Source organism: Jejuia pallidilutea (genome assembly GCF_002973595.1).
Taxonomy (GTDB): Bacteria; Bacteroidota; Bacteroidia; order Flavobacteriales; family Flavobacteriaceae; genus Jejuia; species Jejuia pallidilutea.
On the sequence record NZ_PVEO01000006.1, the window covers coordinates 136,074 to 151,860 of the forward strand.

Below are 15,787 nucleotides of genomic sequence, written 5' to 3' on the forward strand. Positions count from 1 at the left end.
CAACATCTCAACTTAATTTGCCTTGGCTTTTTAAAATGGCATGGCGCGATGCCAAAGCAAGTCGCGTACGTTTGCTATTATTTATGGCCTCCATCATTTTAGGAATTGCTGCCGTAGTTTCAATACAATTGTTTCGTGATAATTTGAAGGATAACATTCAGCGACAGTCTAAATCTTTAATGGGTGCCGATTATTTAATAGACATCAACGAAACGCCCAACGAACGTGCACAATTTATCATAGATTCCTTAAATCCTGTGGCTACCGAGGTTAATTTTGTGTCTATGATAGCCTTTCCTAAAAATGGGGGCAGCAAATTAGTGCGTGTACGTGGTCTTAAAGGTATGTTTCCTATTTATGGAGAAATGAAAACCCAACCACAAATGGCGGCTGCTAGCTATCAAAATAATGGCGGTGCACTGGTTGACGCTACACTAATGTTGCAGTACAATGTAACACCGGGCGATTCTATTAAAGTTGGCGTAATCACTTTGCCCATTGTAGGGGCATTAAATAGTTTACCAGGAAGCTCAGCCATTATGTCTTCTGTTGCACCGCCTGTAGTTATTCCTTACAATCTTGTTGATAAAACAGAACTACTTCAATTTGGAAGCCGAAAAGAATACCAATATTATTATAAAGCTACAGCAGAAACAGATTTAGATGAACTAGATAAGGTTTTAGACCCTATGTTGGATGCCGAAAATGCCGATTTAGACACACATACCAGCACCAGCAGACGATTAGGACGCCGTTACGAAAATATGGGCAAATTCCTTAATCTTGTAGCATTCATCGCTTTACTTTTAGGCTGTGTAGGTATTGCAAGTTCTGTACATATTTACATTAGGGAAAAGCTAAAACATATAGCTGTTTTAAAATGTTTGGGTGCTTCTCGTCAGCAAAGTTTTTTTATTTATCTCATTCAAATAGCAAGTATAGGCATTATTGGTGGCGTTATTGGCGCCATTATTGGTATAGGTATTCAAGCCGCTTTTCCTTATCTGTTAAAAGGGTTTTTACCATTCGATATTACTGTTACCATTACCACACAACCCCTTATTATGGGTGTTGTACTCGGGTTTATAATTGCTATTCTTTTTGCCTTACTGTCGTTACTCAATACATGGTTTGTTTCGCCCTTGGAAGCCTTACGTGTTAGCGACCCTAACGGATTAAAAAAACCTAAATTAGCTAGATTCATAGTGTTTGTAACCATTCTGCTGTTTCTATTTTTATTCTCTTATTGGCTACTTAAAAATGTAACATACGCTGTTGGTTTTGTTACTGGTATGCTTATTACATTTGCTATTTTGGCTGGTATTGCAAGTTTAACCATGAAATTGATAAAAACATGGTTTCCAAAATCATGGGGTTACACTACACGCCAAAGCCTTTTAAATCTTTTTAGACCAAATAACCAAACCTTGGTGCTCATTGTAGCAATTGGTTTAGGTACGTTTTTAATTAGCACCTTATATTTTACAAAGGATATTTTATTATCTAAAACCGCTATTGGTAACACTGCACAATCTGCAAATATTATCCTGTTGGATGTACAACCAGAACAAGAAGCTGCCATTACCGAAACTATTGCTAATAATGATTTGGAGGTTATAGATAATATTCCTTTGGTAACCATGCGTATTCACAGTGTAAAAGGCATGTTGGCCAAAGAGGCACAAGAAGATAGCACCGTTACTATCAGGCGATGGGTGTATAATCATGAGTTTAGAACTACCTATCGCGATAGTTTAATTTCCTCGGAAGAATTACTGGAAGGCTCCTGGACGCCTAATGTAATACCTGGTGAGGTTATACCAATTTCAATCTCTGATAATGTGGCCGAAGATGCTAACGTTACCATTGGTGATACTATTGTTTTTAATGTACAAGGGGTGCTAATGGAAACCGTTGTTGGTAGTATACGCTTGGTAGATTGGGGACAATTACAGCCTAATTTTTCCATAGTGTTCCCCAACGGTGTTTTAGAAAACGCACCACAATTTAACGTACTAACTACACATGCACCAAGCGAATCTAGTTCGGCACAATTACAGCGCAATATGGTGACTAAATTTCCTAATGTTACCGTCATAGATTTAAGACAAGTATATACGCTTGTAGAAGATATTCTAAACAAAGTATCGTGGATTATTAATTTTATGGCATTCTTTAGTATACTCACAGGAATAATAGTTTTAATTGGTTCTGTACGTACTAGTAAACATCAGCGCATTAAAGAAAGTGTTTTACTAAGAACCTTAGGTGCTAAAAACAAACAAATATTAAAAATTACCGCTTTAGAATATTTGTTACTTGGTACTGTAGGCAGCTTAGTAGGAATTTTGTTAGCTTTAATAAGCGCTTTATTATTGGCATTCTTTATATTTAAAGAGCCATTTACACCATCAGTAATTCCGTTTCTGGTGTTTTTGCCTTTCATTTCACTTCTAGTATTGGGTATTGGTTTAAGTAATATTCAAAGTGTTCTAAAAAGTTCGCCTCTAGAAGTGTTGCGGCGTGAAGCTTAAATCTCCATACTAATTTCGTAACTTAAAAACCCAATATAAAAAAAAGATTTCATGTTACAGCTACCACAAGGTACTCGAAACCCAGACGACAATAGCCCCATTGATTTAAACAGTGTTTTTGATGTGTTTGTTTATATTATTTTGCCACTATTAATTATCGTTTTTTATATACTTTGGAGACGATGGAAGAAGGGTAGGGACAAGCATTAATAATGTAAAATAGCTTATAGGTTTTTATATTGTAACTGCTATAATTGTTTAATACTATTAGCCACTCGTTTAAATTCCATTGCACAAAAATACCAGTATTCATTAAAGGAACTAAAGTTTAAATATGGTAAAAACATTTAAAACATCTATTTAATTTCCCAGCTCTTTTACTTTAAAACATTTTATTACTAAACTTTTTAGATATTTGGTATTTTGTATTCTTTGTGTTGAAAAAGAGCCGTTTACACCATTTGTAATTCCGTTTTTGGTGTTTTTGCCTTTCATTTCACTTCTGGTATTGGGTATTTTACTTAATATCCAAGGTGTTTTAAGAAGTTCGCCTTTAGAAGTGTTGCGGCGTAATGCTTAATTATTTAAGTTTACAAAAAAAAACCGTCCTATAGTATTTAGCTAGAGACGTTATATTCTTTACATATGGCAAACCATATAAACCCAATAGAAAGGGATAGTATTATAGACAGACAACTTAGATTTCAAAAGTTGTTAATGAGTATTTCTACCACCTATATAAACGCTGATTTATCGGATATAGACCAACTTATTGAACGATCTTTAAAACAAATTGGCGAATTTGTGGAATCTGACCGTAGTTATATTTTTTCGTATGATTTTAACAAAGGTACTACCACCAATACATACGAATGGTGTGCCGATGGAATTACACCAGAAATTGATAACCTAAAGGATGTTCCCATAGATTTTATTCCGCAATGGCTTGAAGCTCATCGCAACGGTGAACCTTTTTATGTAGAAGATGTAAGTGCACTACCAAAGGATGGAGAATTTGGTTTGCGGGCAATTTTAGAGCCCCAAGGCGTTAAAAGTTTAATTGCTATTCCAAAAATTAAGAACAACGAGCTCATTGGTTTTGTAGGTTTCGATTCTGTACATAAAATAAATACTTACAATGAACACGAAAAAGATATTTTGTTTGTTTATGCCAATATGTTAGTAAATATTATTCAACGTAAAGAAACTGAAGAACATATAAAACGGCAAGACGCAAAAAGGGAAGAGCTCTTACAGCATTTATCCAATCATAACAAAGCGCTGAATGAGTATGCACATGTAGTGTCGCACGATTTAAAAGCGCCACTTATAAATATTCATACATTAATAAGTTGGTTTATAGATGATAATAAAGCTAAGATAGACCCCGCGCAACTACAACCATTAAAACAAGCACTGTTTAATGTTGAAAAAATGGACTTACTTATTAAGGGCATTTTAAATTATTCTACCATAGACCGTATGGATGTGGAGGATTCCTTAATAAATTTAAACGTAATAATTGATGAGCTTTTGGAAACCTTGCTAATTCCAGAGCATATAGATATTACAATTCAAGATAATTTGCCACAGGTATTAGGAAATACATGGCGCTTTAAGCAAGTATTTCAAAACCTTATTCAGAATGCAGTGGCCTATTGCGATAAAGAACAGAGTAAGGTAGAAGTTAGTTACATAGACAAAGGCACTGTTTATGAATTTTGCGTAAGAGACAATGGTGTTGGTATAAATGCCAACTATTTCAACAAGATTTTTAAAATCTTTACCAAGTTGGAAAGTACAGGGACATCATCTGGTATTGGTTTATCTATTGTTAAAAAAATAGTGAATTTCTACAAAGGTGATATTTGGGTAGAAAGTAAAGAAGGTGAGGGTAGTGCATTTTATTTTACACTCTTAAAACCGGAGTAAATTGAATCTCTTTTCTATGAATACTTCTAATAAAAGCATGAGCAAACTTTTACATTGCAATCTAAAAAATACTGAAACTAAAAAAACCAAAACATTTCAATAGCTTTGATTTGAAATATTTTGGTTTAAATTAAAGTAAGCAATAACTAAATACTTTTTTTGAGTTCTATAACTGTCAAAAAAAATAATTTAAAATGTTTTGGCAATTCCTATACCTATTGCAATATAATTAACATCAATATTAGTTTTTGTTCCTTCAATATTTAAATTTCTTGATAAAGCGCGATATCCTATTTGAGGTCTAAGATTCCAATTAGAACCCAAATGATAATTCAGTCCCGCTCCAACTTCCCAACCAAGACCATGTCCGGAATCATCAATAATGTTTCCATCATTATCTTCTACTTCAATATGATTATAAATGGCACCTGCTCTGAAGAGATAGGATAAGGACTGTGACGATGCAATTGGGTGTATAAATTGAAGTCCAAATGTATAACCCGTTTCATCAAAATCAATATCAGAATCTTTGATGTTAAAATTATTATAACCCCAACCAACATAAGCACCTAAATGTTCCATAAATCGATAATTAACAGCAATTTCAAAACCAAAGCCAGTTTTAATATTTGAATCAACAAAATCTTTTGTTGGAAAATCAATATTTGGTCTAAATTCTGCTGACCATTTATTTTGACTAAACGAAGAAATTGTGTAAAAAGCTAAGCTTAATACTACAATTATAAATTTTAATTTTTTCATGATTAATGAATATTTATAAGTTGTAATATAAAATTAATTAATAAGCCTTTTTTGTGAAATGATAATTATCAGATATAAAGCTTCGTTAAGCTATATGATTAAATTTCCAAAACTTTATAAGTAGTAATTAATTTTTAAAGAAGTAACCCAGATTTTAGGATATAATTTTAGCAAAACTATTATCGATATAAAAAAGATTAGTACTTAATCAAAGGCACTATACCATAAATTAGTGTAACATATACCGTTTAGAGTTTATCCTAATCTTGCACGTGATAACTTTTCTTTGTAATAGCGAAGTTTAAAACTGTAGCATTTTTCTAACTTTTATTTTTTTAAACTTTCTATACACGGTAAATGACATGAAGTATACAAGATGCATGAACTTTTCTAAAACACTATTAACCTTGTGAATAAATACGCTTTTACGAAACCACGATAGGAGATGTAGTGGAATGTGCGCGTGAAAAACAAAACTGATTACAGCTAAAATTAAAGTAATTCCTGATGTAATACTTAAATCTCATCGATAAAAAAAGGCTTTCTGTATAATCAATACTCCTAAACGTCTATTACAGTTTAATAGCATAGAATATAGGCACACCTTTGTTGTGTTAAATGTAAACACAAAAAAAATGAAAATATACCTAATCCTTGCAAGTTTTATCTTCGTGCAGTTTTCTATAGCTCAAGAGGTTTCAACTGCTACTTCACCAAACATATGGTCTTTAGAGGATTGTATTAATTATGCATTGGAAAATAACATCGTAGTAAAAGATGCTGCTTTAAATCGAAATATAGCCGAAGTAGATTACAGTAAAGCAAAATCATCAAGACTGCCAGATTTATATGGTTCAGCATCTCAAACATTTTCTAATGGTAACACTATCGACCCCATTACAAGCGATTTTGTTACCGACCAAATCTATAGCACCAATGCAAGTCTTAATAGTTCTATGACATTGTTTCAAGGAAACCAAATCAATAACCAAATTGAGCAAAATAAATTACTTCTACATCAAAGTGCATTTTTAGAAGAAGAAACCAAGAATGACATTATTGTAAACATTTTAGAAAATTATTTACAAATTCTATTCGCTAAAGAAGGTATTACAATTGCTAAAAGCAATCTCATAGCATCAGAAAAAGAACTAGAAACAGCAAAGGCAAGGTTAGATGCCGGTTCTATTGCTTTGAGCGATTATACCGAAGCACAAAGTCAGGCAGCAACAAATAAATATGCAGTCATCACAGCGAAAAATACCTACCAACAATACATCATAACATTAAAACAACTTTTAGAGTTAGATCCAACTCAAAATATCGAAATTCAAACGCTCAGTAACGACACTGATTATGTATATCTAGAGCTCGATAGATTGAATATTTACAACAAAGCCCTGGGTATATTGCCAGAAGTAAGTGCCAGTAAAATTGGAGTTGAAATAAGTGAAAAAGAATTAAATATCGCAAAAGGCGACTATTTACCAACACTATCCTTAACGGGGAGTATTGGTTCTGGTTATACAAGTATTAATGACAATACGTTTTCAAATCAGTTCGATGTTAATTTTAATCAAAGAATTGGCCTATCATTAAGTATTCCCATTTTTAATAGAAAACAAACAAAAGCAGCAGTAAAGACTGCTACTATAAATATTGAAAAAGCGGAAATACAAAAGCAATCCACAGAAAAGGAAGTGTATAAAAAAGTAGAAACAGCCTATCAAAATGCGGTATCGGCACAAGAACAAGTTATTGCTACGAAAGCTTCCAAAATCGCCGCAGAAGAAAGCTATAAACTAGCGCAGAAAAAATACGAATTGGGTGATTTAAGTACTACCGATTTGGTGATTAGCCAAAATACCTACACCAACGCACAAGAAAACTATTTACAAGCCAAATACTTAAATATTTTATACCATCAATTATTACAATTTTATCAAGGAAACGATATCAAACTTTAATCATCATAATCATGAAAAACAAAAAGAAAATCATAATAGGTGGCATTATACTAGTTGTACTAGCCATTGTAGCATACAGTTTTATTAACGGTGGTGATACTGTAGTTATCGAAGCAAAAACGGTGGTTGCCAAAAAAACAAATGTAACTACAATGGTCACCGCAACAGGAACTATTGAACCTATTAATCAAGTAGATGTTGGTACTCAAGTTTCTGGCGTTGTAGAGAAAATTTATGTTGATTATAACAGTGAAGTAAAAGAAGGACAATTGATTGCAGAATTGGATAAAACTAATCTTCGTGCTGCAAAAATACAAGCACAGGCAGCTTATGATAATGCTTTAAGTCAAAGAAATTACATGAAGACGATTTACGACAGACAAAAAACATTGTTCGATAATCAAGTGATTAGTAAATCAGATTTTGATGATGCCTCATACAACTACGAAACAGCAAAAGGCACGGTAGTACAGCGATATTCAGACCTAGAACAAGCCAAAACCAATTTAGGTTATGCTAATATTTATTCGCCAATTGATGGTGTTGTTTTATCGAGAGACATTGACGAAGGACAAACCGTTGCTGCCAGCTATAGCACACCAACATTGTTCACCATTGCTCAAGATTTAAAAGAAATGCAAGTTGAAGCAGATGTAGATGAAGCCGATATAGGCAACGTAACAGAAGGCCAACGTGTAGAATTTACTGTAGACGCTTACATGGGAGAAACGTTTTATGGAGTAGTAACTCAAGTACGTTTAGACCCTACAATAACCTCAAATGTAGTGACTTACACCGTAGTTATTAAAGCAGAAAATGAACATTTAAAATTAAAGCCAGGTCTTACAGCAACCATTTCAATTTACACATTAAAATTGAATGATGTCTTAACTGCAGAAGCTAAAGCCATCAATTTTAGTCCAGATGCTGAAACATTAGCAACTTATAATACGCATCATGATTTACCTGAAACTACTGCTAATATAACAACAGCAGAAAATGTATTATGGGTATTAGGAAATGACAGAAGCATTACACCAAAAACCGTAACCTTAGGGGCAAGTGATGGTGTTAATGTTCAGGTGCTGAGTGGTATTTCAGAAGGCGAGCAATTGGTTTACAGTTTAAAAGGAATATCTAAAGCAGAAGCAGGTCCTCCGGCAGGATCAAACGAAAGTCCTTTTATGCCAAAACCACCGGGAGCCAACAAAAAGAAGTAAATAGCCATGAGTAAAGAAATTATAAAAATAGAAGACTTAAAGCGCGAGTTTACCATGGGTAGCGAAACGGTACATGCGTTAAGAGGCATTTCGTTTGATATCAAAGAAGGCGAGTTTGTCACCATTATGGGATCGAGTGGTTCTGGGAAAAGTACGCTCTTGAATATTTTAGGATGTTTGGATCAGCCTACATCAGGAACTTATGAAATTGATGGTGTAAAAGTAAAGGATCTCAGCAGAAATGAATTGGCTACTATTAGAAACGAAAAAATAGGCTTTATTTTTCAATCCTACAACTTGTTAGCAAGAACTTCGGCTTTAGAAAACGTAGAACTTCCTTTGCAGTACAACAGTAAAGTGTCTACTGAAGAACGTAGAAAAAGAGCCATTAAAGCTTTGGAAATGGTTGGCTTGGGAGACCGAATGGATCATACACCCTCACAACTATCAGGAGGACAACAACAACGGGTTGCCATTGCAAGGTCGTTAGTAAATAATCCAGTTATGATTTTGGCCGATGAAGCCACAGGAAACTTAGATACAAGAACGTCGTACGAAATTATGTCATTGTTTCAAGAGTTAAATAAACAAGGTATAACCATCACTTTTGTAACGCACGAACCTGATATTGCAACCTTTAGCAGTAGAACTATTGTGTTGAAAGATGGTAATATTATTCAAGATTATAAAAACAACAAGGTACAATCTGCAGCAAACGAGTTAGCAAAATTACCTCAAGAAGATCATTAATTATGAGACTATTAAATTTACTTAAAATCGCCTATAAAGCCATTGTTCTGAATAAAACCAGAACCTTGTTAACCATGTTAGGAATCATCATTGGTGTAGCTTCTGTAATTGCCATGTTGGCGATAGGTGAAGGCTCTAAAGAAAGTATCCGCGCTACCATTTCAAGTATGGGTTCTAACATGATAACCATTAGACCTGGAACTGATGATAGAGGTCCAGCAAGAGGAAGTGGTGGCGACGTGCAAACACTTATTCTAGAGGATTATCAGTTGATCAAAGAAAAAGCGACATTATTAAGCAATATTACACCTGTTGTTAATGGTGGTGGGCAAGTCATTAACGGTTCCAACAACTGGCCATCTTCCATTTATGGTGTTAATCCAGAGTATTTAGACATAAAAGCAGTTGGTTTACAAAGCGGAAGTATGTTTACGGATGCCGAAGTAAAATCCGCTTCAAAAGTGGCCTTAATTGGGCAAACGGTTGTAGAGAACGTATTTCCCGATGGTCAAGATCCTGTGGGACAAATGATTCGATTTAATAATATTCCGTTTAAAGTGATTGGAGTTCTGGAAGAAAAAGGTGAAAATACTTTTGGTCAAGATCAAGATGATGTGGTGATAGCACCTTTTACCACTGTTCAAAAACGTATTTTGGCTATCGATTATTTAAATCAAATCATGGCTTCGGCAATTAGTGAAGATGACGCCCCTGAAGCTGTTGAGCAAGTCACTGAAATTTTACGTTCACAACACAAAATAATGGAAACTGAAGATGATGATTTTACGGTACGTTCTATGGAAGAATTAATTTCTACCTTTAGTTCTACCAGTGAAATGCTAACAGTTTTATTAGTAGCCGTAGCAGGTATATCCTTATTAATTGGAGGAATTGGCATCATGAATATTATGTATGTTTCTGTAAAAGAACGTACTAAAGAAATTGGTTTGCGAATGGCAGTAGGAGGTAAGGGATCCGATATTTTAATGCAGTTTTTAATCGAGGCCATTTTAATTAGTATTACTGGCGGACTTTTAGGTGTAATACTAGGGCTTGGAGCGACTGTTTTTATAGAAAATTTCTTAAATTGGCCTACAAGCGTTGCGCTATACTCTATAGTTATATCGTTTGCTGTTTGTGCTGTAACAGGAATCTTTTTTGGATGGTATCCTGCAAGAAAGGCATCAGCTTTAGATCCAATAACAGCATTGCGTTACGAATAATATATTATGTATAAAAACAAAAAAATAAACGTCTTTTCACACATTCTTGTATGGTTAGTACTATTCAGCATGCCTTATGTGTTGTCTTATGGACAGTCGCAAGAGATTGATAGAATCATAGCACATTTTTGGATTCCTATTGCTTTTTATGCCATAATATTCTATATCAATTATTTTATACTTATTGATCGTTTTCTGTTTCCTAAAAAAATGGTGCTTTTCATCATTGTTAATTTAGCAATGATAGCATTATTTATTACACTAAAAGAGCAAATTGAGAATTCGTTCTTCAGTGATTTAATTAGAAGGCCTTCTCAAAATGATGGTAATAGTCCACCTTTTAAAATGTTCGTTTACGTTCAAATGATATCCTATATGGCACCTTTGTTATTTTCTATCGCAATTAAAACAACACAGCGTTGGGTAAATACCGAAGCTGAACGTAAAGAAGCTACTAACTTTAAATTACAATCAGAGTTACAGCATTTGCATTACCAATTGCAACCGCATTTCTTTTTTAATTCGTTAAATAATATTTATGCTATGGTAGATGTTTCGCCGGAGCAAGCTAAAACATCTATTCACAGCTTAAGTAAACTCATGCGCTATATGCTATATGAAACCAATGTAGAATTGGTGCCACTTTCAAAGGAAATCGATTTTATGAAAAAGTATATCGAATTAATGAAGTTGCGTGTTTCAGAAAAAACCGTGGTGAATTATAGCTTTCCAACTAAAGAAACAGGGATGGAAATTGCGCCATTATTATTCATTTCTTTAATTGAAAATGCCTTTAAACATGGCGTTTCGGCAAGTAAAGCGAGTGAGATTAATATACATATGACTTGCCAAAATGATACTGTTGTATTTACTATTGAAAACGATAATTTTCCAAAGAAAACCGACGATAAAAGCGGTTCAGGTATTGGGTTGAAAAACTTAGAGAAACGTTTGAAATTGTTGTATACCGATAAACACGACTTTAAAACATCACTTAAAGACGAGCGTTTTTCAGTACATTTAAAAATAGAAACTACTTAAATTATGAGCAATATAAAAATTTCGTGTGTTATTGTGGATGATGAGCCTATGGCGCTTAATTTAGTAGAAAGCTATGTAGAAAAAACGCCATTTTTAGAGTTAAAACAAAAGTGTAGTAGTGCTATTGAAGCTATGGAATTTATAAAAACGCATCCTGTAGATTTGTTGTTTTTAGATATACAGATGCCAGATTTAACAGGTATTGATTTTTCCAAAATGCTCCCAAAAGAAACCCGTGTTATTTTTACAACTGCTTTTGATCAATATGCTTTGGAAGGTTTTAAAGTAGAAGCTTTAGATTACTTGCTAAAACCCTTTGATTATGCCGAATTTTTAGCTGCAGCAAACAAAGCCAGTACCTGGTTTGAATTGGTAAAAGGGAAGCGTCAGAGTATTCTTTCAGAAGAAAAAGAATTTCTTTTTGTAAAATCTGAATACAAACAATTGCGTATCAAATTAGCAGATGTGCTGTATTTTGAAAGCTTAAAAGACTACATAAAAATTTGGTTAAAAGACAATCCGAAACCGATTCTAACTTTGATGAGTTTAAAATCTTTAGAAGAAGAGCTTCCAGAAACCCAATTTATGCGAGTACATCGTTCATTTATTATATCGCTAAAAAATGTTGAAACCATTGAGCGTAGTCAAATCATTATCAACAAACAACGCATCACGGTTTCTGAACAGTACAAATCTAAATTTTTAGAGTTTATCAATAATAATTCACTATAAATTTTATTTTCAAAATTAGACTTCTATAAAATCATATTATTGGTAGAGACAATGTATGTAACCGTATATTACTATTTTTTATAATTCTAATCCAACATACCTTTATACTATTAAAAGATAATTGACAAGTATAGAAAACGTTGAACCCTTAATAAAATTTAGAAATTATGAAAACATTTATAAAAATATACTTTATAATACTATTGTTTATGGTGGCACTTACCACACAAGTTTCAGCACAAACAAAACGAAACACAAACACAAGAACCGCAACAACAAAAACCTTGGCAAACAGAACGACTAAAAATAACAATACGAGTAAAAGAGTTTCAAGTACTAAAGTAACCTACAAAAAACCAACTCGGAAAGTAACTTCGGTAAGGTCACTTCCTAAAAAAACAGTTGTAAAACACAATAACCAAAATTATTATTACGCAAATAATAGATATTACACGCAATCAAGAGGACGTTACATTGCTATTGCACCAAAAGTTGGATTTAGAATAAACGTATTGCCTTCAAACTATAGAAGCATACACTTTAATAATCACAATTATTTCAATGCAGACGGCATATTTTATATTCAAATAAATAACCAATACGAGGTGGTGGATCCAGAAGTTGGTACAATAGTCTATGAACTACCAGACGATTACGAAAAAGTAATCATAGACGGGCAAACATATTATGAATATGCAAACATCTTATACGAAAAAGTGCAGGTCGACGGTATAAGAGCGTATGAAGTAGTTGGTATTATTGATATGGAATAAAAAAGTTGAATTAGTTTGATTGGTTGATTAGTAGTTGGTAAGCGGGTAATTATTTTATAATTGCTCGTTTTTTTTGCTGTAATGATTATAAATGTCTAAAACGCTTAGCTATAATAGAAATTACTATAAATGTGCTATAATATTCTTGCGTTATAGCTTGTCCCGAATTTATTTTGGGATAACTTGAGCTTTGGATAAAGTCTAAAGTTGTTACTAAAAATTCCTTTAAAAAATTTATTCTCAAAAGTTTCTTCTACAATGTTAATGAAATCAAGTTTACGAGATTCATGAACGCCTCTAAAACAATAATAACCTTGTGAATACACACTTTTTATGCGACGACGTAGGAGGGAAGGGGAATGTGTGTGGAATGTGATGAACTGTAATGATTTTCGTTAAATACCCAATATTGGGTATAGGAAGTTTATTATATTTCTTATATTTTGCAAAATACTTAAAACTAGACAAATGAAAAAAACAATCCTATACATACTATTTGCTTTTTATATTTTTAGTTTAAATCAAAGTTGTGAAAAAGAACAACAATCTGATAATGAAATTGGTAATAAAGATGTTTTTACATTAATGACTAATGGAAGCGACCCTTTGTTATTGAATGTTAAAAAGAATGATGGTTCATCAATAAATGTTTATTGTGACCGAGGAAGTGATGGCATTCCAACAAATGTTACTCAGTTTACATTTGGAGAAAGTGCAGATAGCGAGAATATTTTTCAGTTGGACAATAAGTCAAGAATATCATATATGCAAGCGGATAATGGTGTTCAATTTTATTTAGATTGGCAGGGTGAGACTACTTTCAATTTAACTGTTATCAGTACAGATGGAGAAACAACTATAAACACTGAAGTTGACTTAAATGATAATACAGGTAAATCTAGCTTTAATTCATCTAAAAACAGAAATCAAATCAACTACTCAAATGGTAACGGTATGAATTCTGTAAAATTAAGTATATATGAATGTGATGAAGTGTCTAAAAGCATTTATCATAAACCTAAAATAATCATTAAAGAATCAGCAGGTGGAGATAATAGAAGTGATTTTTTAAGGACCTATTATCCTAAACAAAAGGAATTAGGAGTCGCTATTTATGAGGTTGATGTACCAAATGATACGGCTCCATCTGTAAACCTAAGTGAATTATGCAAAGCAGTCAACGATATATTATCTCCTCTTTGTACAGTTCAGGGGTTTTCTAATGCAGCACTTCTCACAACAATAAGTAATTCGCTTTCTGTTGTAATAGCTGCATCTGGAATTGGAGTAGTTCCAGCTGCAATTCTTTCGACTGCTACAAATAGTTTATATGGTGCTTTGTCTACATATTGTGGAACTCTTGGGTTTTCTGCAGGAGATTCTGCTAGTATAGCGGATAAAATATGTGGAGCAGAAAAGTTAAATTTTTCAATTTATGAAGATTTGGTTATTTATGCTAGTATTAACTCTTTACCGTCAAATATTTTGAGTAATATAACTACCAATCCTGGACAAGGGCCATATGAAGATTTGGTTATAGATTTGGGAGATGATGGCTGTATTGATATTCTTAGCTATAACCAATATAGCTATGATTGTAGCAATGGAAATTATTCCCCTTTAGGTCCTTATCCAATTATTTTTTTAGATGACTTCACATGTGGCTTTTCTGATTATCAAGGTTGCTCTTCGACAGGGACTTATTCCTTTGACGGAACAAATTTATCATATACTATAGTTTTTAATTGTGATGAGACGTCTGCCGGTGGTGAACGAACTACACAAACTGAAAATTTTACCGGAGTATTAAATTCAGATGGTAGCTTTTATGGAGACTTGAATATAAAACAGAACTATCCAGATAGGCCACAGTATGTCGAAACCGATTGCAAAGGAACAATAAGTATACGTAATTAAAAGCTTTTTATGAAAATGGTTGCTTTGAAAACTTTAATACGAGTTTCTAATTAAGACATGAGTATCGAAATTTCAAAGTAAGGATTTGACCTCATAAAATTTTGGTAAAACAATAGGAGAGAGGAACGTAATATTTTAGGGGTTTAGTTACTGTTATTATTTGTTTTACAGCATTTTAAAGCGTTTTCTACAGAAATCTTGGTTAGTTACAATGTTTCCTAAAATATAGTGTAACGAGCCGTAATTGTTTCCATAATTATATGCAGTCTTGTTTTTTTTGTTTCTTTTTTTATCAAGAAAAAAAGATATAACCAAAACTTAAGAAGTTAGAATCTTCAATTTCTATTTTACATACTATTTGAAAGAATTGATTGAGTATCAATTTTTCAAATACATCTACATAATTCCTATTTGACATAATAAATAGCAAAGGTTAATTTCTTGAAAACTTAAATATAAAGCAAGTGTACAGAAATTTTAAGCAAGGGATTGAGCAAAGGAAAATTTTGTACTGTTGCGAAAGAAAACTTTTTACAACGAAAATTTCAATTACTGACGAATTATAAATACTAAGCTAAAAGCTTTTGCTTTTTTTAGCGTTGGCAAGCGTTGGATATCCCGATGTAAAATCGTAACGCGGCTATTTTACATAACGGCAAATTATAGATACAGTTGTTTAGCATTGGCGCAAATTAACTTTTACATAAATTACTAACAATATAAAACACTTGTACAACTCATTGCAACAAATGGGCTTTTACATAATTGTCGATATAGACCTAAAGGCGCTATATCGACAATTATGTAAAAGCCCATTTGTTTAAATGTACTATAATTTATATTATGTAAAATAGAATGTTTAAGTGTATCATTCTACTTCTGTGTTCTAACTCTTTTTTTATATTTACAGGAATAGCTAAGAAATTTAAAACATAG

12 protein-coding genes are annotated in these 15,787 nt (G+C 32.9%); 11 read left to right on the forward strand and 1 reads right to left on the reverse strand.

Going from position 1 to position 15,787, the window contains the following annotated elements; genetic code table 11:
- The first annotated feature begins 35 nt into the window (after positions 1-35).
- From CLV33_RS11340 to CLV33_RS11350, 3 genes are all read left to right on the forward strand, one after another.
- Positions 36-2,534 (forward strand): ABC transporter permease, encoded by a 2,499-nt coding sequence (locus CLV33_RS11340; protein WP_105474008.1) that lies wholly within the window; start codon positions 36-38, stop codon positions 2,532-2,534.
- 51 nt (positions 2,535-2,585) lie between these two features.
- Positions 2,586-2,744 carry an adenylosuccinate synthetase gene (locus CLV33_RS11345; protein ID WP_105474009.1) on the forward strand — a complete coding sequence of 53 codons (159 nt, stop codon included), beginning with the start codon at positions 2,586-2,588 and terminating at the stop codon, positions 2,742-2,744.
- A gap of 435 nt (positions 2,745-3,179) precedes the next feature.
- The gene (locus tag CLV33_RS11350; RefSeq protein ID WP_105474010.1) at positions 3,180-4,466 is read left to right on the forward strand and encodes a sensor histidine kinase; all 1,287 of its coding nucleotides are present in this window, start codon (positions 3,180-3,182) and stop codon (positions 4,464-4,466) included.
- A 189-nt stretch (positions 4,467-4,655) separates the two neighbouring features.
- Here CLV33_RS11350 and CLV33_RS11355 read toward each other — a convergent pair whose 3' ends face one another.
- Complete coding sequence (locus CLV33_RS11355; RefSeq protein ID WP_105474011.1) at positions 4,656-5,228, reverse strand: outer membrane beta-barrel protein; 573 nt, start codon at positions 5,226-5,228, stop codon at positions 4,656-4,658.
- A 635-nt stretch (positions 5,229-5,863) separates the two neighbouring features.
- On the opposite strand from CLV33_RS11355, the gene CLV33_RS11360 reads away from it, so the two are divergent.
- From CLV33_RS11360 to CLV33_RS11395, 8 genes are all read left to right on the forward strand, one after another.
- Positions 5,864-7,195 carry a TolC family protein gene (locus CLV33_RS11360; RefSeq protein WP_105474012.1) on the forward strand — a complete coding sequence of 444 codons (1,332 nt, stop codon included), beginning with the start codon at positions 5,864-5,866 and terminating at the stop codon, positions 7,193-7,195.
- Positions 7,196-7,206: 11 nt separating this feature from the next.
- Entirely contained in the window at positions 7,207-8,415 is a 1,209-nt protein-coding gene (locus CLV33_RS11365) for an efflux RND transporter periplasmic adaptor subunit (protein WP_105474013.1), read from the forward strand.
- A 6-nt stretch (positions 8,416-8,421) separates the two neighbouring features.
- The gene (locus tag CLV33_RS11370) at positions 8,422-9,165 is read left to right on the forward strand and encodes an ABC transporter ATP-binding protein (protein WP_105474014.1); all 744 of its coding nucleotides are present in this window, start codon (positions 8,422-8,424) and stop codon (positions 9,163-9,165) included.
- A gap of 2 nt (positions 9,166-9,167) precedes the next feature.
- Positions 9,168-10,388, forward strand: a complete 1,221-nt coding sequence (locus tag CLV33_RS11375; protein WP_105474015.1) for an ABC transporter permease — start codon at positions 9,168-9,170, stop codon at positions 10,386-10,388.
- A 6-nt stretch (positions 10,389-10,394) separates the two neighbouring features.
- Complete coding sequence (locus CLV33_RS11380) at positions 10,395-11,429, forward strand: sensor histidine kinase (RefSeq protein ID WP_105474016.1); 1,035 nt, start codon at positions 10,395-10,397, stop codon at positions 11,427-11,429.
- A gap of 3 nt (positions 11,430-11,432) precedes the next feature.
- Complete coding sequence (locus CLV33_RS11385; RefSeq protein WP_211297561.1) at positions 11,433-12,161, forward strand: LytR/AlgR family response regulator transcription factor; 729 nt, start codon at positions 11,433-11,435, stop codon at positions 12,159-12,161.
- Between the two features lie 167 nt (positions 12,162-12,328).
- A complete protein-coding gene (locus CLV33_RS11390; RefSeq protein WP_105474017.1) occupies positions 12,329-12,934 on the forward strand; it encodes a DUF6515 family protein in 606 nt (201 codons plus the stop codon).
- 468 nt (positions 12,935-13,402) lie between these two features.
- Positions 13,403-14,851, forward strand: a complete 1,449-nt coding sequence (locus CLV33_RS11395; RefSeq protein ID WP_105474018.1) for a hypothetical protein — start codon at positions 13,403-13,405, stop codon at positions 14,849-14,851.
- The last annotated feature ends 936 nt before the right edge of the window (positions 14,852-15,787 follow it).